At 72.2% G+C, this 16,184-nt stretch carries 20 protein-coding genes; 9 read left to right on the top strand and 11 right to left on the bottom strand.

Going from position 1 to position 16,184, the window contains the following annotated elements:
• Positions 1-128: 128 nt before the first annotated feature.
• On the bottom strand, positions 129-563 hold the full coding sequence (locus ACFYPR_RS30405; protein WP_387263957.1) for a universal stress protein: 435 nt from the start codon (positions 561-563) through the stop codon (positions 129-131).
• Positions 560-985: a hypothetical protein gene (locus ACFYPR_RS30400; protein WP_363937823.1), complete on the bottom strand. Its 426-nt coding sequence runs from the start codon at positions 983-985 to the stop codon at positions 560-562. The genes ACFYPR_RS30405 and ACFYPR_RS30400 overlap by 4 nt, the downstream gene beginning before the upstream one ends.
• Before the next feature lie 206 nt (positions 986-1,191).
• Between ACFYPR_RS30400 and ACFYPR_RS30395 the strand changes: the two genes are divergently transcribed.
• On the top strand, positions 1,192-1,947 hold the full coding sequence (locus ACFYPR_RS30395; protein WP_387263955.1) for a dienelactone hydrolase family protein: 756 nt from the start codon (positions 1,192-1,194) through the stop codon (positions 1,945-1,947).
• Between the two features lie 31 nt (positions 1,948-1,978).
• Here ACFYPR_RS30395 and ACFYPR_RS30390 read toward each other — a convergent pair whose 3' ends face one another.
• Positions 1,979-3,085: an L-dopachrome tautomerase-related protein gene (locus tag ACFYPR_RS30390; RefSeq protein WP_355134526.1), complete on the bottom strand. Its 1,107-nt coding sequence runs from the start codon at positions 3,083-3,085 to the stop codon at positions 1,979-1,981.
• Between the two features lie 100 nt (positions 3,086-3,185).
• Positions 3,186-4,067 carry an SMP-30/gluconolactonase/LRE family protein gene (locus ACFYPR_RS30385; RefSeq protein WP_387263953.1) on the bottom strand — a complete coding sequence of 294 codons (882 nt, stop codon included), beginning with the start codon at positions 4,065-4,067 and terminating at the stop codon, positions 3,186-3,188.
• A 141-nt stretch (positions 4,068-4,208) separates the two neighbouring features.
• Between ACFYPR_RS30385 and ACFYPR_RS30380 the strand changes: the two genes are divergently transcribed.
• On the top strand, positions 4,209-4,739 hold the full coding sequence (locus ACFYPR_RS30380) for a GNAT family N-acetyltransferase (protein WP_387263950.1): 531 nt from the start codon (positions 4,209-4,211) through the stop codon (positions 4,737-4,739).
• Positions 4,740-4,785: 46 nt separating this feature from the next.
• Here the strand turns inward: ACFYPR_RS30380 and ACFYPR_RS30375 are convergent, their stop codons facing one another.
• From ACFYPR_RS30375 to ACFYPR_RS30365, 3 genes are all read right to left on the bottom strand, one after another.
• A complete protein-coding gene (locus tag ACFYPR_RS30375) occupies positions 4,786-5,265 on the bottom strand; it encodes a helix-turn-helix domain-containing protein (protein ID WP_354855584.1) in 480 nt (159 codons plus the stop codon).
• A 151-nt stretch (positions 5,266-5,416) separates the two neighbouring features.
• Entirely contained in the window at positions 5,417-5,824 is a 408-nt protein-coding gene (locus ACFYPR_RS30370; RefSeq protein WP_354855585.1) for a RidA family protein, read from the bottom strand.
• Entirely contained in the window at positions 5,821-6,702 is an 882-nt protein-coding gene (locus tag ACFYPR_RS30365; protein ID WP_355066677.1) for an NAD(P)-dependent oxidoreductase, read from the bottom strand. The genes ACFYPR_RS30370 and ACFYPR_RS30365 overlap by 4 nt, the downstream gene beginning before the upstream one ends.
• 28 nt (positions 6,703-6,730) lie before the next feature.
• Between ACFYPR_RS30365 and ACFYPR_RS30360 the strand changes: the two genes are divergently transcribed.
• Positions 6,731-7,642 carry a LysR family transcriptional regulator gene (locus ACFYPR_RS30360; protein WP_387263948.1) on the top strand — a complete coding sequence of 304 codons (912 nt, stop codon included), beginning with the start codon at positions 6,731-6,733 and terminating at the stop codon, positions 7,640-7,642.
• Between the two features lie 33 nt (positions 7,643-7,675).
• Here ACFYPR_RS30360 and ACFYPR_RS30355 read toward each other — a convergent pair whose 3' ends face one another.
• The gene (locus tag ACFYPR_RS30355) at positions 7,676-8,152 is read right to left on the bottom strand and encodes an aldo/keto reductase (RefSeq protein WP_363937830.1); all 477 of its coding nucleotides are present in this window, start codon (positions 8,150-8,152) and stop codon (positions 7,676-7,678) included.
• A gap of 50 nt (positions 8,153-8,202) precedes the next feature.
• On the opposite strand from ACFYPR_RS30355, the gene ACFYPR_RS30350 reads away from it, so the two are divergent.
• The 3 genes from ACFYPR_RS30350 (at position 8,203) to ACFYPR_RS30340 (ending at position 10,008) form a co-directional block, all read left to right on the top strand.
• On the top strand, positions 8,203-8,427 hold the full coding sequence (locus ACFYPR_RS30350; RefSeq protein WP_355066623.1) for a hypothetical protein: 225 nt from the start codon (positions 8,203-8,205) through the stop codon (positions 8,425-8,427).
• 93 nt (positions 8,428-8,520) lie between these two features.
• Complete coding sequence (locus tag ACFYPR_RS30345; RefSeq protein ID WP_387263944.1) at positions 8,521-9,552, top strand: medium chain dehydrogenase/reductase family protein; 1,032 nt, start codon at positions 8,521-8,523, stop codon at positions 9,550-9,552.
• A 282-nt stretch (positions 9,553-9,834) separates the two neighbouring features.
• Positions 9,835-10,008, top strand: coding sequence for a hypothetical protein (locus ACFYPR_RS30340; RefSeq protein WP_354855591.1), 174 nt, complete (start codon positions 9,835-9,837; stop codon positions 10,006-10,008).
• Positions 10,009-10,080: 72 nt separating this feature from the next.
• Here ACFYPR_RS30340 and ACFYPR_RS30335 read toward each other — a convergent pair whose 3' ends face one another.
• Together ACFYPR_RS30335 and ACFYPR_RS30330 are read right to left on the bottom strand one after the other, a co-directional pair.
• On the bottom strand, positions 10,081-10,881 hold the full coding sequence (locus ACFYPR_RS30335; RefSeq protein WP_354855592.1) for an RNA polymerase sigma factor SigF: 801 nt from the start codon (positions 10,879-10,881) through the stop codon (positions 10,081-10,083).
• A 244-nt stretch (positions 10,882-11,125) separates the two neighbouring features.
• Positions 11,126-12,196 carry an ice-binding family protein gene (locus ACFYPR_RS30330; RefSeq protein WP_355134542.1) on the bottom strand — a complete coding sequence of 357 codons (1,071 nt, stop codon included), beginning with the start codon at positions 12,194-12,196 and terminating at the stop codon, positions 11,126-11,128.
• A gap of 273 nt (positions 12,197-12,469) precedes the next feature.
• Between ACFYPR_RS30330 and ACFYPR_RS30325 the strand changes: the two genes are divergently transcribed.
• Together ACFYPR_RS30325 and ACFYPR_RS30320 are read left to right on the top strand one after the other, a co-directional pair.
• Complete coding sequence (locus tag ACFYPR_RS30325) at positions 12,470-13,684, top strand: PP2C family protein-serine/threonine phosphatase (protein ID WP_354855594.1); 1,215 nt, start codon at positions 12,470-12,472, stop codon at positions 13,682-13,684.
• 68 nt (positions 13,685-13,752) lie between these two features.
• Positions 13,753-14,820 (top strand): DUF2855 family protein, encoded by a 1,068-nt coding sequence (locus tag ACFYPR_RS30320; protein ID WP_355066620.1) that lies wholly within the window; start codon positions 13,753-13,755, stop codon positions 14,818-14,820.
• A gap of 8 nt (positions 14,821-14,828) precedes the next feature.
• Here the strand turns inward: ACFYPR_RS30320 and ACFYPR_RS30315 are convergent, their stop codons facing one another.
• Positions 14,829-15,629, bottom strand: a complete 801-nt coding sequence (locus tag ACFYPR_RS30315; RefSeq protein WP_363937747.1) for an SDR family oxidoreductase — start codon at positions 15,627-15,629, stop codon at positions 14,829-14,831.
• 317 nt (positions 15,630-15,946) lie between these two features.
• On the opposite strand from ACFYPR_RS30315, the gene ACFYPR_RS30310 reads away from it, so the two are divergent.
• Positions 15,947-16,129 carry a hypothetical protein gene (locus ACFYPR_RS30310; RefSeq protein WP_354855611.1) on the top strand — a complete coding sequence of 61 codons (183 nt, stop codon included), beginning with the start codon at positions 15,947-15,949 and terminating at the stop codon, positions 16,127-16,129.
• Positions 16,130-16,184 lie beyond the last annotated feature (55 nt).

The raw sequence follows: 16,184 nt of genomic DNA, 5'->3' as shown, positions 1-16,184 counted from the left end.
GCCGCTCGCCCCGCGGGGCAGCGCCGACGACCGGATCCAGGCGTACTGCTTCCGGATGTGCCTGACCCAGGCGGCCAACCGGATCCCGTTCGGCTGGGAGGACGACCCCGCTCGGCCCCGCCACCTCATCACCGAGCCGGGGATGGGCTACCGGCACGTCGTACGCAGTACCGGGTCACGTGTCCGCGTGACCGGCCGAACCGGCCGCGGCCGGGGCTGCCGACGACGAGCAGGTCGGACTCCCGGTCCGCGTGGTCGATGAGCACCTGTCCGGCGTACCCCTGGGTGGTCACCAGTCGAACCGTGACGTCCCGAGGGATGCCGCCCATCGTCGCGTCGAAGACGCCGCGCGGGTAGACCAGGGCGGCCCGGTCGCATTCGTCCTGCCAGCGCCAGGTCAGCGTGCCGGGCCGCCACGTGGGTGCGAAGACCCACGCGCGTACGGCGTCCACCTGCGCGCCCTCGCGGCGGGCGAGCTGGACGGCCCGACGCAGCGCCTGCATTCCGGCGAACGACCGGTCGACGCCGACGACGATCCGGTGGGCAACGGCGGGGCGGCTCATGCGGCGGGCACCGCCCACACCGGGGCGTCGTCGTGCCGGTCGGCCGGCGCGGCCAGGTCGAGCGCGCGGAGGATGTAGTTGGCCTCGGCCACCTCCACTCCGGCACGCAGGCGCAGGTCGGCCACGGCCCGGTGCAGCACGGTCATGCTCTCCGCGGAGAGCCGCACCACGGCGTCGACGTCGGCGGCGATCCACCAGGCGTCGACGGCACACGGCTCGTGCCGCAGGTACTCCACCAGGTGGCTGCCGGGCGCGGACGGGCCGAGCCGGACGCTGACCAGCGCCTCGTGCCGGCGTTCGGGCGCGCCCGCGGCGGCGGCTGCCCGGCCGGCCGCGATGGACGCGGGTTTCGGGCCCGGGGCCGGCTCGATCGGGTCGGTGTCGGGTGGCAGTTCCCGCGTTCCCAGCGTGTCATCCGCCAAGGACTCATGGACCCATCGTCACCGCCCGTCGGCCGCCCAGCGCCCGTCGATACGCCGTTTCGACGGGCCAGCGCCGATTCTTGACGCGCCGTTCACGCGGTGTCCCGGCCTGGAGTGCCGGTCCCGGCCTGGAGGACCGGTGTCGGGCACGCCGGCGCGGCGAGTAACGTGCCAGACGGACCAAGATCGGCGTACGAGGAGGCTCGGTGCAGACGACGACGGTGGACATCCCGACCGGCGATGGGATCGCGGACGCAAGCCTCACCCGCCCGGACGGGGACGGCCCGTTTCCGGCGGTGCTGCTGTTCATGGACGCCTTCGGGCCTCGGCCCCGCCTCGTGGAGATGGCGGAGCGGATCGCCGAACGCGGCTACCTGGTGCTGACGCCGCACCTGTTCTACCGGGCCGGCCGGGCGCCGCTGTTCAACCTGTCCCGACTCGGTGAGGCCGACCAGCGCGGCGCGCTCTTCGAGAAGATCATGCCGCTGGTCGGCGCGTTGACCCCCGACGTGATCAGCCGGGACAGCGCCGCGTACCTCGACTACCTGGCCGCCCGCGACGACGTCCGGCCGGGCCCGGTCGCCATCACCGGCTACTGCATGGGCGGCACCAACGCGCTCCGGGCCATCGAGGCGCACCCGGACCGGATCACCGCGATGGCGAGCTTCCACGGCGGGCGGATCGTCACCGACGCGCCGGACAGCCCACACCTGGGCGTCGGCTCGATCACCGGCGAGGTGTACTTCGGCCACGCCGACGCCGACCAGTCCATGACGCCCGAGCAGATCGCCACGCTGGAGAAGGCGCTCGACGCCGCCGGGGTGCGCTACCGCTCCGAGGTGTACGCGGGCGCGCACCACGGCTACACCATGGCCGACACCCCGGCGTACGACGAGCAGGCCACCGAGCGGCACTGGGCGGCCCTGTTCGACCTGCTGGACCGTACCCTCCCGACGAGCTGACGCGGCCTACCCGCCGCCCGGGTGGGCATGCCTACCCGCGGCGCAGCAGCACCGGGCCGGCGTCGATGCGGGTGCGGAACAGCGCGTACGGCTTGCGTCGCAGGTCCTGGCCCCGCTGGTACCGCGGCTGCCGGTGCAGTTGGTTGGCGGTCACGTAGAGGTGCCCGTCGGCGGCCACCGACATGGTGTCCGGCCAGAGCAGCCGCGGGTCGTGCACCAGCGTCTCGTACTCGCCGTCCGGCAGTCGACGCAGCACCGCGTTGTGCTCGTACGCGGTGAGGTAGAGCCGCCCGGCGTCGTCGCTCTCCAACCCGTCCGAGGCGGTGCCCTTGTCGCCCTCGTCGACCACGGTCGCGGCGACCGCCTCCTGGGTGGCCGACGGGTCGGCCAGCGCCTCGGTGGAGACGCTGTGCAGGCGTCGGGACGCCAGCGGGCAGTAGTAGAGCCGGGTGCCGTCGGCGGAGATGGCGATGCCGTCGGAGCCCATGCCCACCGGCTTCGGCGGCCCGTCGGCCGGCCGTTCCAGGAACGGCCGGCCCTCGACCACCGGACGGAACGACGTCAGTGGCTCCGCCTTGGTGGACGGGTGGTCGTGCAGCCGCCGCCAGGAGGCCCCGCTGGCCAGGTCCACCACGATGATCCCGTTCGGCCCGGCGAACGCGGAGTCGGTGATGTACGCGACCCCCGACTCGCCCCGCCGCAGGTCGAAACGGATGTCGTTGAGGTACGTCGTCGGCAGCGCCACGTCCGCCGGAAAGGTGATCACCTGGGCGACCGTGTCGGTGTCCAGGTCGACCCGGACCAGCTTCGGGCCGCCCGGCTTCGTGGGCTGGAACATCGGGCTGCCGGTGTCCAGCACCCAGAGCCGGTCGACCGGGTCCACCACGATGCTCTGCACCGACACGAACGCGCCCGCGTCGTCGTCGCCGGACGGGTCGTTCCACGCCTGGTCGGGGTAGGGCACCTCCCGACCGTCGCGCACCTCGACGACGGTGGCCGGCACCTCGTCACCCCACTTGGGGAAGTTGACGAAGATCCGGCCCCGGTGCGAGACGCTCACCCCGGTCGGCATCGGCCCGGTGAACGTGTGTACCAGCTCCAGCTCGCCAAGCGGCTCGTCGCCGACCGGCCCGTTCATGACGTCCACCCCACGGTGCTCATCGGCTCGCTCCCCACCTGTCGGCTGTCACCGCACTCGGGTGCGGTTGTTCCCGCCCGGGCGTCCGACATGCCTCCGATCAGCTCACCGGTGCGCCGGCCCTCGCGGCGGGCAGACCGGGCACCGGGACGTCCACCGCGAGCAGCGCGCCGTCCTGCGGGCCCGCCGCGTCCAGCCCCACCCGGGCGGTGCCGATGAAGAGTCGCCGCAGGTCGGGGCCGCCCAGGCAGATGCCGGCCGGCTGCTTGGCCGGCAGTCGGATCTCCCGGTCGAGGGTGCCGTCGGGCCGGTAGCGGCGTACCGCGGAGCCGCCCCACAGCGCGATCCAGAGGTGGCCGGCCGCGTCGAGCGTCATGCCGTCCGGGCCGCCGTCGGCGGGGGACAGCCGCAGGAACGGCTCCCGCCCGTGCAGGGCACCGGTGGCGGGGTCGACGGTGAACCGGTCGATCTCGCCGCGGGGCGTGTCGGCCAGATACATGGTGGTGCCGGTCGCGTCGAACGCCGGCCCGTTCGGGATGGTCAGCCCGGTCACCGCGGGGACCGGCTCGGCGCCCGGGGCGAGGCGGAACAACGTGCCGCCGCCCGGCGCCATCGCGTACGTCATGCTGCCGGCCCAGAAGCGGCCGTGCGGGTCGGCGACCGCGTCGTTCATCCGGGTCGGCTCGGGCGCGTCGTCGACCAGCTCGGCGACCGGTCGGGGATCGCCGGTGACGGGGAGCAGGGTGACGCCGGCCCCGGCGGCGGCCAGCCATTCGCCCGGTCGGTCGACCACCGGGGCGACCGCGCCGAGCGGCACGTCCAGGCGGCGCAGCTCCCGCAGCGGGGTCGGGGCGTCGCCGTCGGTCTCCAACAGTCGCCCGGCGAGCAGGTCGACCAGGACCAGCCGGTCGTCGACCCAGCGCAGGCCCTCACCCAACTCCAGCCGGTCGGTGCTCCAGACGGTCGGCTCGGTCAGCTCCATCGTGCTCCTTAAAAGGATCGTCAGCGGACCGTACCGCCGGGGCCGTGGTCGAGCAGCGCCAACTCAGCCCGGTCGGGCAGACCCTCCCAGTCGCCCCGGGCGGCGACCGCCGGCGGCCACCCCCACGATTACAGTTCCGCCATGGAGGACACCACTCGCGGCATACGGATCAGACGCGGTGGCCCGGCTGACGCAGCCGATGTACTGACCATGCTCGACTCGGCGGTGACCTGGATGAACGCGCGGGGCAACACCGAGCAGTGGGGCACGACACCGTTCTCGGAGAAGCGCGGCGGGGTCGAGCTGGTCGATCGATACCTGACCGAGAACCTTCCGTACATCGCGGAACTGGACGGAACGCCAGCCGGCACCCTGGTGTTGGACTCCGGGCCTCATCCGCAGACACCGGTCAGTCCCGCGGAAGAGCCCGAGCGGTACTGCCGGCTCCTGGTCTCCGACCGACGATTCGCCGGTCGACACCTCGGTTCGGCCCTGCTGGCGCACGCCGTGCAGGAAACCCGGCGCGCCGGCGTGCGGTTGCTCCGGGTCGACTGCTGGGCGGGCGGCGGCGGCGAGTTGGTGGCCTTCTACGAACGCCACGGGTTCACCCGCACCGAGACCTTCCGCGCGGGAGCCTGGCCGGGGCAGGTGCTGGCCCAGCGGGTCGACTGACCGGCACGTCGCCGGCCCCCAGGTGTCGGTCGCCTGGCCGGGGGCGTCAGTCGCGGCGGATCAGCCCTGGCCCGGCGGTGATGTCGATGTCGCCGCTCTCGATGTCGTGCCCGGCTGCGCAACGGAGCACCGCACGGACCGGTTCGCCGCAGTCGTGGTGGGTGGCGAGGATGCCAGGGCCGGCTTCGTCGGCGCTCCAGGTGTCGCCCCAGTTGCGCAGCGCGGTGATGACCGGCAGCAGTTCGTGACCCTTGCGGGTGAGGTGGTACTCGTGGCGGGTGCGCTGTCCCGGCTCCCGGTACGGGATCCGTTCGAGCAGCCCGGCGGCGACCATCTCCTTGAGGCGGGCCGCCATGGCGGGCTCGCCGATTCCGACCCGGCGGACGAAGTCGTCGAAACGGCGCGTGCCGAGCAGCGCCTCGCGCATGATCAGGATCGTCGAACGGCTGCCCACGATGTCCATCGCCCGGGCGACGGAGCAGTTCTCCATCGACCAGGATTCGCGGTTGTCCCGTAGGTCCTCCATGCCGCCCAGTCTACCTGGCTTGCGCCGAAGCTAGCCAGGTGATTCACTGGGGCACTGCTGACTTCTGCAAAAGCAAGCCAGCACCGCCCCCACCAGCACTGAGGCCGGAGCGCCGACTGCGCCGATCACCATTGAAATCAGCCGATCGCGGTCAACCCGTGGTCACGGCCGCGGTGACCTCGACCTCCAGCACCGCGCCGTCGAGAAAGAGCCGGCTCACCTCGACTGTGGTGCTGGCGGGCCTGGTCTGCCCGAAGTGGCGGTTGCGGACGTCGGCATAGCCGGCCAGGTCGCCGAGGTCGGTCAGGAACGTCCGGACGTGCAGCACGTCGGCGAAGGTGGCGCCGTGCGCCGCGAGCAGCGCTCCGATCAACTCGAAGATCCGTTCTGACTGCGTTCGCACGTCGCCGGGTGCGACCACCGCGCCGGCGTCGTCCACACCAACCTGACCGGAGAGCATCAGCAACGCGCCCCCTGGCAGGTCGAGGCGGGCGACGTGCGCGAACCGGTCGCCGAACGGCGCGGCGACGGTCGTCGGATTGTCCAGGGTCAGGTTCACTTCTGCTTCTCGGGTTCGGCGCTGTCAGCGAGACGGGCGATGTCGCCCTCGGGATGGGGCGCGGCCGCCAACGCCGACGCGGCGGCGCGCAGCAGGGGCGCCGGCGCGTCGCCGAGCACGTCGAGGGCGAGCCGGGCGTCCTTGGCGGCCAGGGCGGCGGCGAACGCGGCGTCCGTGGTGGTCGCCCGGGCGATCGCGCCGCCGAGCGGCCCGGTGCCAAGTGCATCGATCGCGGTACGTCGGTCGACGCCGACGGCGTCCGCGACGGCGAGGGCGTCCGCGACCGCGGTGACCGCGGTGATCAGCGCGGTGTTGAGCACCAGCTTCAACGCGGCGCCCCGACCGGAGTCGCCGCAGCGGCGGACCGTACCCAGCGTCTCCAGCAGCGGGGCGACCCGGTCGACGATCGTCTTCTCCCCGCCGGCCAACACCACGAGCTGGCCCGTCTCGGCAGCGCCGGCACTGCCGGCGACCGGGGCGTCGACCAGTGGTACTCCCGCCGGCAGCAGCGTGGCCAGTTCGGCCACGGCCCGGGGACCGATGGTGGACATCTCGATCACGGGGGTGCCCGGCCGCAGCGCCAGTGCCGCACCCGAGTCGACCAACGTGTGCCGAACGGCGACCGCGTCGGTGAGCATGGTGATCACCACGTCGGCGTCGCGGACCGCCTCGGCTGGGCTGCCGGCGACTCGCGCTCCGGCGTCGACGAGCGGCACCGTGCGTTCGGACGTGCGATTCCAGACGGTGAGCCGATGCCCGGTGGCCAGCAGTCGACGGCCGATCGCGGTGCCCATCGTGCCCGTACCCAACAGAGCGATCTCGAACATGTCGGCAAGGCTAGGGGACGGGAAGCCATGCCACCAACGACTCTTATGCATCGCTGCCATGCTGCGGGAGCATGTCACGATGCAGCTGAACGCGCTCCAGGTCTTTCGTGCCGTCGCCGAGCACGGCTCCATCACGGCTGCGGCCCGCAGCCTGCGCTACACCCAGTCGGCGGTGTCCCGACAGATCGCCGCGCTGGAAGCCGAGACCGGGTCGCCGTTGCTGGACCGGCTGCCGCGCGGTGTCGCCCTGACCGAGCAGGGCCGTTGCCTGCTCGGCCACGCCGAGGCGGTGCTCGACCGGCTGGACACCGCCCGGCGGGACCTGGCGGCGCTGCGCGACCTGTCCGCCGGGCGGTTGCGGGTCGGCGCGTTCCCCACGGCGGTCGCCGCGCTTGTGCCACGTGCTCTGGCCAGCTTCAAGTCCGACCATCCCGAGGTGGCCCTGTCGCTTGTCGTAGGGCTCACGCCGAAGCTGCTGGAGCGTTTGGTCGACGGTGAAGCCGACGTCGCCGTGGTGAGCGCCGCGTCGGACCAGCCGCTCGACCGCGACCAGTTCGACCTGCACCACCTCGTCGACGAGACGCTTCTGGTGGCCGTACCGCGGGCGCATCGGCTCGCCCACCGGCGGACCATCCGCCTGCGCGACCTGGCCGACGAGTCGTTCATCGCCGGCTCGGCGACCGCCGAGGAGACTCTGCTGCGAGCGACCCTGCCGGCGGGTTTTCGCCCGCGGATCGACATTGTCGCGGCCGAGTGGACCGGCAAGCTGGGTTGTGTCGCGGCCGGTCTCGGCGTCGCGCTGGTGCCGGCCCTGGCCGTACGCGCCGCTCCATCCGACCTGACCCTGCTCCGCCTGCACCCCGACGACGCCTCCGTCCGGCGGATCTTCGCCGCGACAGTCGCCGGGCGGAGCCGACCACCGGCGGTGCGGCGGTTCCTCACTCATCTGGACCGGGCGGCGGGGGCGGGCCTGAGCGAGGCGGGCGGGTGACGCGGACCGCCGCACGACGGTCCGCGTCCGGCGTCACCCGCCGATGGTGTCGAGTTCCGCGATCGCGTCGGCCGGCAGCGTCAGATCGGCCGCGGCGAGGTTCTCCCGCAGGTGTGCCAGCGTCGACGTGCCCGGAATCAGCACGGTGGTGGGGGAGCGCTGCAGCAGCCAGGCCAGGGCGACCTGCTGTGGCGAGGCGCCCACGGCGTTGAGGATGTCGGACTGCAACGGCGTGAATCCGCCGAGCGGGAAGAACGCCGCGAACGCGATGTTCTCCGCCGCGCACCGGTCCACCAGGGCGTCGTCCTGCCGGTTGGCGAGGTTGTAGAGGTTCTGCACCGTGACCACCGGGGCGATGGCCTGGGCCTCGGTGAGCTGGTCGAGCGTGACGTTGCTGAGCCCGAGGTGCCGGATCAGCCCCTCCTGCCGCAACTCGGCGAGGGCGCCGAACTGCTCGGACAGGGGATCGTCGCCGGTGCCCTCCGCCACGCCCACCCGCAGGTTGACCACGTCGAGGACGTCCAGACCGAGGTGTTGGAGGTTGTCCCGGACTGTTTCAGGTGCAGGCGCAGGCCGTCACGGACGTCCCCGAGATCGCCGAGGCGGTGCGCGCCGGCTACCGGCAGGTCGCCACCTTCGTGGGGAGTCGGTCCGGCGCCAGCGACGCGCAGGTCCAGCAGTTCTTCGCGTACGGCCAGCTCTGCCACCTGATCGTGACCGCCGGCCTGGAGCAGGTGCCCGAGCCGTGGGCTCGTGCGCTGACCGCAGGCATCCGCCACCCCTGATCCCGACGACCGCACCACCGGGCCGCTTCCTGGCGGCCCACTTTTTCCACCCAACATGTGTGTGAGTGCACACTTACAAACAGGGAGAACGCGATGACAACCGACGAGATGATCACCGAAGTGGTGCTGCCCGGCGTGGTGGAGCCGGACGGGCTCCAGGTCAACCGACGCGCCATGCCCGTTCCCGCCGCGGGCCAGGCGCTCGTCGAGGTCGAGGCCACCGGCATCTCGTACGCCGAGCAGAGCATGCGCCGCGACCTCTACCCCGGCCAGCCGGCCTTCCCGTTCGTGCCCGGCTACGATCTCGTCGGCACCGTCCGGGCGGTGGGACCGGGAGGCGACGGCTCGCTGGTCGGCACCCGGGTCGCAGCGGTCACCAAGACCGGCGCCTGGACCACGCACGCAGTGGTGAGCGTCGACGACCTCACCCCGGTCCCGCCGGGCCTGGACCCGGCCGCGGCCGAGACCGTCGTCGTCAACGGGGTGACCGCCTGGCAGATGCTGCACGGCGCCCGCCTGCGGGCCGGTCAGACGATCCTCGTGCACGGCGCGAACGGCGGCGTCGGGACCGTGCTCGTTCAACTCGGACGCCACCTCGGGCTGCGGGTCATCGGCACCGCCGCCCCGCGACACCACGCGGCGCTGCGGGAACTCGGCGTCGAACCGCTGGACTACCGCGACCCCGACCTGGCCGCGCGGGTCCGCGCGCTTTCTCCCGGCGGCGTCGACGCCGTCTTCGACCCGGTCGCCGGCCCGGGCGTACGCACGTCGTACCGGCTGCTCGCCCCCGGCGGCAAGCTGGTCGTCTACGGCAACGCCTCCGCCCTGGGCTCCGCCCGCTCGATCGTCTGGGTCTTCGTGAAGCTGCTGGCCCGCCTCTACACCTGGAACGCCCTGCCGAACGGTCACCGGGTCGGGTTCTACAACTTCTGGTCCGGCCGCCGCACCCGCGCCGCCGCGTTCCGGCGTCGGCTGCGTACCGACCTCGGCATCGTGCTCGACCTGCTCCGCCAGGGCGTGATCGTGCCGCAGATCGCCGCCCGTTACCCGCTCACCGAGGTCTCCGCCGCGCTGGTCTTCGCCGAGGCCCGCAGCCGGCCGGGCAAGGTCGTGCTGGAGCCCTGACCAGCCAGCGTGCCGGGGCCCGGATGCCGTGCGCGTGCAGCCGCACTGGCCGGGGCGTAGGCTGGGTATGTCGCCCGGGGCCCCCGGTGGCCGCAGGATGTCGCCGCCACCAGCCCGCCAGGGCATTACCGATCGCCGTCACCCGTCGCCGCGGCGTGCTGGCCGTTGTCGCCAGCCACGTCCCCGCCGTTCGGATTTCACCGCACAGCGCTCGGCATCCCACCCGCGCTTTCGCACCGCCGTCCACCCGTAATTCGGGCGGCTCAATCAGGGGAGCACCAGATGAGGATCGCCAGGCACCGGATCGTCAGCGCGCTACGCGATCGGGGTCAGCAGGCCAGGGCCGACTGGGTCGAGCGTGAGCTGCCGGAGCGGGTCGACCCGGCCAAGCACTCCGGGCTGCTCGCCACCCTGAATCTCGACCCCGCCGACCTGGCCGACGCGCCGGCCTCGTAGGGGCGGTGCCGCTCGGGCCGGTCGCCCTGGCCCGGGCGGGTCGAGGTGATCCGCTGCGGCGGTCGGGTGGAATCAGGCGAAGTCCTCGGAGAGGTGGCCGCGCAGCGTGGCCAACGATCGCGTGATCAGCCGGGAGACGTGCATCTGGGAGACGCCGATCTGCTCGGCGATCTGGGCCTGGGTCAGGTTGCCGTGGAACCGCAGGCTGAGGATCCGGCGTTCGCGTTCGGGCAGCGTGGCGAGCGCCGGGCCGAGGGCGACGCGGAGGTCGACGAGGTCGAACTCGTGGTCCCGCTCCCCGAGGGTGTCGCCGAGTTCCATGCTTCCGTCGATGCCGGTGGGTGTGGACAGTGAGGTCGCCCGGTACGCCCGGGCTCCCTCCAGCCCTTCCAGCACGGTCTCCTCGGAGACGTCGAGGTAGCTCGCGATGTCGGCAACCGTCGGCGAGCGGCCCAGGGTGTGCGTCAGCGTGCTGTTGGCGGCGCTGATCGAGAGCCGGAGTTCCTGAAGGCGGCGCGGCACCCGCACCGACCAGGTGCGATCCCGGAAGTATCGCTTGATCTCGCCGACGATGGTCGGGATGGCGTACCCGCTGAAGTCGACGCCCCGGGTCGCGTCGAAGTGGTCGACGGCCTTGATGAGGCCGACCATCGCGGTCTGCGTCAGGTCCTCGTCGGGGGCGCCGCGACCCGAGTAGCGCCGGGCCAGATGGCGGGCGAGCGGCAACCACGCCTCGATGGCGCGGTCCCGCAGGGCCGGTCGGCGCGGGTCGTCGGCCGCGGTGGTGGCCAGCTCGACGATCAGTTCGTCCGTGCCGGCGGCGTTCCGTCGGCTGACAGCGGTGCCGACCGTGGGTTCGACAGTCGTGAGCATGGGCTGGTCCTCTCCGTGTCTGCCCGTCGACCAGGACGACCGGAGAGAATCCGATGCGCTGTCGACAGGACCACAACCACGGGCCTCGCCGCCGCGTCATGTCGTTTCAGGTGCGGTGTGCACGTTACCTGAAAGTGCGAGCAATGACTAGCCGAAAGTATGAGATTGGGCAGCTAGACGCGCTGCAATGGTGCGCCTGGGGGGTGGCCCCGGCGGCCGGTCAACCGGCCGCCGGGGCACCTGTTCAGGACTCGAGCTGTCGGCGTCGGCGCAGAAGGAGCAGCAGGGCTGCGCCGCTGGCGACGGCGATGCTGCCGACCGCGGTCAGGGCGGGCAGCAGGCCGCCGCCGCCCCTACCGCCGGTGACGGGCAACTCGGTGCGGGTGGGGACCAGCGTTGGCTGGCCGGTCGGGGTGCCCGTGGGCTGCCCGGTCGGTGTCCCGGTGGGCTGCCCGGTCGGGGTGCCGGTCGGCGTGCCGGTCGGGGTCCCGGTTGGCGTGCCGGTTGGCGTCCCGGTCGGGGTGCTGGTGGGCGTGCCGGTCGGTGTCCCGGTCGGGGTCGACGTGGGGGTTCCCGTCGGCTGAAGGCAGACGGGTGCGTTGATGGTGTTGGTGTCGAGGGTGACCGCCCCGGTCTGTGCCAGGGCGCGGCCCTGGAGGGTGGCGCCGGTGTTCATGGTGATCGAGGTCTGGGCCAGGATGTTGCCCATGAAGCGGGTGCCGGTGCCGATCGTGGCCGAGCTGCCCACCTGCCAGTAGACGTTGCAGGGCGAGGCGCCGTTGATGAACACCACGCTGCTGTTCGAGGCGGTGATGAGGGTGGAGTCGATCTGGAAGATGAACACCGCCGCCGGGTCGTTCTGACTGTTGAGCGTCAACGTCCCGGTCAGCTGTGCGGCGCCGATCCGGTAGACGCCCGGAGTCAGTGTGGTGCCGCCCAGCTCGGCGGGCAGGTTGGTGAACGGCGTCCGGCCGGCGGCGTCGTTGTACGCGGTGGTCAGATCGTTCTTGGCCTGCAGTGCCACGGCGTCGCCGAGGTGGATCTCCCCGCCGACGATGCCGGGCGGAAAGCCGGGTGCGGTGTTGCCGGGGCTGACGCCGAGGCTCTGCGCCAGGAAGCTCGGCCCGGTGTTGGTGGCCGTCGAGCCCGCCAGCACGGAGAAGTTCGCCGCCGTTCCGAGGTTGACCGGCGCCTCGGCCGCGCTCGCGCCGGTGCCGCTGAAGATGAGGACGGCGACTGCCGCTCCGCCGGCGGCGACGGCCGTCAACGCGGACATGACCGCGCGTCGAGGTCGGCGCAATAGTGTGGTTGTCACGATATGCCCTTTCACGAATGCGTCTCACCGGACGCCGGCCGAGTCGGCGGTTGACAGCCGCACTCCGAACCGCAGATGGGACGTATTGAACTTTTGCACATCTAATGCCTCAAAATTCCCTTAACGCTCAATATGGCCGCAGCTGACCGGCATTCGCCTCTCGGTGGCGCACCGGGCCGGGCGGCTGCAGGGAGTCCCTCGTCTCGTACGGGCTCCGCACGTTGGCAGTTCGCCGCCGGGCTTCTACGGTGGTCAGGACACGGGAGGTGGAGCTTGGTCGACGCCGGCGACGCGGCGCGTTGGTTGCAGCTCAACGCACCCCGGGGCGGGCCGGACGAGTTGGCGCTTCTGGTCACCCGGGCCGCGCCGGCAATCGGTGCCACCGAGATCGTGATCTATCTGGCCGACTACAACCAGTCCTGTCTCGTGCCCCTGCTGGGCGCCGGCCTCGCCCGGGACGAGCTGACGATCGACACGACCCTGGCCGGTCGGGCGTTCACCACCCTCGAGGTGCAGCGTGCCGCCGACAACCCGGATCGGCTCTGGGTGCCGCTGCTGCTCGGCTGCGAGCGGCTGGGTGTGCTGGAGGTCGTGTCGCCGGCCGCCGCCGACACGGCGCTGGACGGGCCGGCCTGGGAGTTGGCGGTCAACGTCGCCCAGGTCCTGGTGAACCGCCGGCTCTACGGCGATGTCGTCGAGCGGATGCGGCGACGCCTGCCGATGCAGGTCGCCGCCGAGATCGTGTGGGGGCTGCTGCCGCCGCTGACCTTCGCGACCGACGACCTGGTGGTCACCGCGATCCTCGAACCGTGCTACGACGTCGGCGGCGACATCTTCGACTACGCGCTGAACGGCGACGTGCTCAGCCTCGGGCTCTTCGACACCTGCGGGCACGGCATCAAGGCGAGCACCCTGGCCTCGCTGGCGGTCAGCGCGTACCGCAACGCCCGCCGGTCCGGCCTCGACCTCGTCGACACGGCCATCAGCATCGACCGGTGGGTGCGCTCCGAGCACCCCAGCTACTTCGCCACCGCGCTGCTCGCCGAACTGGACCGGCGCACCGGTCGGCTCCGGATCATCAACGCGGGGCACCCCGGCGCCATGCTGCTGCGCGACGGCAAGGCCATCCGGGAGCTGCCGGGGCCGACCGCGCTGCCGCTCGGCCTGGGTCACCTGTCGCAGGCACGACCCCAGGTGTACGAGGAGGAGCTGCACCCCGGCGACCGCATCCTCGCCTACACCGACGGCATCACCGACGCGAAGAGCATCGACGGGGAGCGGTTCGGGCTAGACCGGCTCGTCGACTTCGTCAACCGTGCCCTCAACGACGGGCTGCCCAGCCCGGAGACGATGCGCCGCCTGGTGCGCGCCGTCCTCGCGTACCAGGACGAGCAGCTCGACGACGACGCCACGGCCCTGTTCCTGGAGTGGCAGCCCCCGCACCTGCCGTTGGGGCACCTGCGGCACGTCACCGCGCCCCAGCCCTGACCGCCGAGTGGGATTTTGCACTCCCAGTGCACTTGTCTTTAGAATTCGGGGCTGTCTAGCGTCACACCATGGCTGACTCGTGGACCTTCGCCGTGGCCCGTGCCGACCTCCGCCAGACCACGCTCGCCGACGCCGAGGCGCCCGCGCTGCCCGACGGCGCGGCGCTGCTGCGCGTCGACCGCGTCGGCCTCACCGCCAACAACGTGACCTACGCGGTGCTCGGCGACGCGATGCGCTACTGGGAGTTCTTTCCGCCCGGCCCCCGCGGGCTCGGGCCGCAGTGGGGGCTTCCGCCGCTGTGGGGCTTCGCCGACGTGCTCGCCTCGACGGTTGCCGGGGTCGAGGTCGGCCAACGGGTCTACGGTTACCTGCCGCCCGCCGGCCACCTGGTGGTCCGGCCGGACCGGGTCGACGCGTCCGGGTTCCGCGACGCGAGCCCGCACCGGGCCGAGCTGCCCTCGCCGTACAACGCGTACCGGTCGACCACTTCAGACCCGGTCTACCAGGCCGGGCAGGAGGACCTGCTGATCCTCTTCCGGCCGCTGTTCTTCACCTCGTTCATGTTGGCCGACCAGGTCGTCGACAACGACTTCTACGGCGCGCGGTCGATCGTTCTGTCGTCGGCGTCGAGCAAGACCGCGTACGCTGCCGCGTCCGAACTGCACGGTCGCGGCCCGCGACTGGTCGGGCTCACCTCGCCCGGCAACGTCGCGTTCACACGGTCACTCGGCTGCTATGACGACGTCGTCGCGTACGACGACATCGACGCCCTCGACGCGGTCGCCACCGTGTACCTCGACCTGTCCGGAGCCCCCGCGACCCGGACCGCGCTGCGCGCTCACCTCGGCGACCGGCTCGTCCGGGACATCGCGGTCGGGCTCACCAACCAGACGCCGAACGCGGACGCCGCCGGGGAGGTCTTCTTCGCGCCGGTGCAGATGCGCAAGCGCAGCCGGGACTGGGGCCGCGACGGGCTCGACAGGCGGTTCACCGACGCCTGGCAGCGGTTCGTCCCGGCGGTGAGCGGGTGGCTCGACGTGCGGGTCGGCAACGGTCCCGAGGCGCTGCGACACGCGTGGCTCGACGTCCTCGCCGGTCGTACGCCGCCTCGGGTCGGCCACGTCGTCCAGCTCTGAGCCGGCCGTTACGGGACGATCGCGTCCACGTAGCCGCCGTCGACCCGGACCGCCGCGCCCGTCGTCGCGGAGGCGAGCGGAGAGGCGAGGTAGACGACCATGTTGGCGATCTCCTCGGGCTCGATGAGCCGCTGGAGCAGCGACTGCGGCCGGTGCAGCCGCATGAACTCCCGCTGCGCCTCGTCCCACGGCAGGCTGTCGCCGACGAGTTCGGCCACGAAGTCCTCCACGCCCCCGGTGTGGGTCGGCCCGGCCAGCACCGAGTTGACTGTCACGCCGGTGCCGGCGGCGGCCTTCGCGAACCCGCGCGAGACGCCGAGCAGAGCCGTCTTCGAGACGCCATAGTGGATCATCTCGGCGGGGATGGCGACCGCCGAGTCACTGGCGATGTACTGCACCCGCCCCCAGTCGCGTTCCATCATCCCGGGCAGGTAGGCGCGGGTCAGCCGGACGCCGGCCAGCACGTTCACCTCGAAGTAGCGACGCCACTCCTCGTCCGAGATCTCCAGCGCCGGAGTGGGGCCGAAGACGCCGAGATTGTTGACCAGGATGTCGACGCTGGGCAGGAGGTCGAGCGCGCGGGCCGTACCGTCGTCGGTCGACACGTCGGCGTCCACCTCGACGACCTCGGCGCCGGGGACCTCGCCGCGCAGCGCCGTGGCCGCGCGCTCGACCGAGGCGGCGGTACGGCCGTTCACGGCCACCCGGGCCCCCGCGCGGGCGAGCCCGACCGTGATGGCGGCGCCGATTCCCTGGGTCGAGCCCGTCACCAGCGCGGTCCTGCCGGCGAGATCGATCTGAACCGTCATGGCTGTCCTGTCCGTTCGCACCACACCGAACCCTGGTCGGGGGACGGCTTCCGCAATTTCGACCGTAGCCGTGCCGGCTCGACCCGGCAGGGTGAGTCGGACAGTTCACGTCCCCGCCTCGGCTGAGGCGGAAACCGCTGGTCATCCGCCGGTGGCGTTGGTCCAGCACACGCCGGTCGTCCCCGGCCGCTAGGCTGTGGGTGCGGGCACCGATGGCCCATCGCCGGGCCCGCCCCTCCGCCTCCCACGGCTTCGAAGCTGCCGATGACTGAGTCGAGCGCTGCCGTGCACATCTTTTGGAGCACCTCGTGCCCGATATGACCTCCGCCCGCAACCCCTTCACCATCGAGGGGGGCAGGGTCGTCGACGACGAGCGCAGTCCGGCCGCGGACGTCAGTGCCGCGTCCATGACCCGCCTGCGTACCCCCTTCGCGGCCGAGGCCGAGTCCGGCGCGCCGGCCGACCGGCCCGGCCGACCGGAGGAGAAAACCGTAATCTGACCCGCCGCCGCTCGTCTCCGATCACGAGGCGGTCAGCGCGCACGCGCGCCGACCG

This window comes from Micromonospora sp. NPDC005254 (assembly GCF_042872525.1).
GTDB lineage: Bacteria > Actinomycetota > Actinomycetes > Mycobacteriales > Micromonosporaceae > Micromonospora.
The sequence above is the reverse complement of the archived record's forward strand: the minus strand, read 5'-3'. Positions and strand labels throughout refer to the sequence as shown.

What these genes read in the sequence shown, in the direction of transcription:
- ACFYPR_RS30360 (WP_387263948.1), top strand. Translation starts at nt 6,731, where the DNA reads ATGCAGCTGAACGCGCTCCAGGTCTTTCGTGCCGTCGCCGAGCACGGC.
- ACFYPR_RS30375 (WP_354855584.1), bottom strand. Translation starts at nt 5,265, where the DNA reads ATGGAGGACCTACGGGACAACCGCGAATCCTGGTCGATGGAGAACTGC.
- ACFYPR_RS30385 (WP_387263953.1), bottom strand. Translation starts at nt 4,067, where the DNA reads ATGGAGCTGACCGAGCCGACCGTCTGGAGCACCGACCGGCTGGAGTTG.
- ACFYPR_RS30340 (WP_354855591.1), top strand. Translation starts at nt 9,835, where the DNA reads ATGAGGATCGCCAGGCACCGGATCGTCAGCGCGCTACGCGATCGGGGT.
- ACFYPR_RS30345 (WP_387263944.1), top strand. Translation starts at nt 8,521, where the DNA reads ATGACAACCGACGAGATGATCACCGAAGTGGTGCTGCCCGGCGTGGTG.
- ACFYPR_RS30335 (WP_354855592.1), bottom strand. Translation starts at nt 10,881, where the DNA reads ATGCTCACGACTGTCGAACCCACGGTCGGCACCGCTGTCAGCCGACGG.
- ACFYPR_RS30405 (WP_387263957.1), bottom strand. Translation starts at nt 563, where the DNA reads ATGAGCCGCCCCGCCGTTGCCCACCGGATCGTCGTCGGCGTCGACCGG.
- ACFYPR_RS30315 (WP_363937747.1), bottom strand. Translation starts at nt 15,629, where the DNA reads ATGACGGTTCAGATCGATCTCGCCGGCAGGACCGCGCTGGTGACGGGC.
- ACFYPR_RS30320 (WP_355066620.1), top strand. Translation starts at nt 13,753, where the DNA reads ATGGCTGACTCGTGGACCTTCGCCGTGGCCCGTGCCGACCTCCGCCAG.
- ACFYPR_RS30365 (WP_355066677.1), bottom strand. Translation starts at nt 6,702, where the DNA reads ATGCATAAGAGTCGTTGGTGGCATGGCTTCCCGTCCCCTAGCCTTGCC.
- ACFYPR_RS30390 (WP_355134526.1), bottom strand. Translation starts at nt 3,085, where the DNA reads ATGAACGGGCCGGTCGGCGACGAGCCGCTTGGCGAGCTGGAGCTGGTA.
- ACFYPR_RS30310 (WP_354855611.1), top strand. Translation starts at nt 15,947, where the DNA reads ATGACCTCCGCCCGCAACCCCTTCACCATCGAGGGGGGCAGGGTCGTC.
- ACFYPR_RS30380 (WP_387263950.1), top strand. Translation starts at nt 4,209, where the DNA reads ATGGAGGACACCACTCGCGGCATACGGATCAGACGCGGTGGCCCGGCT.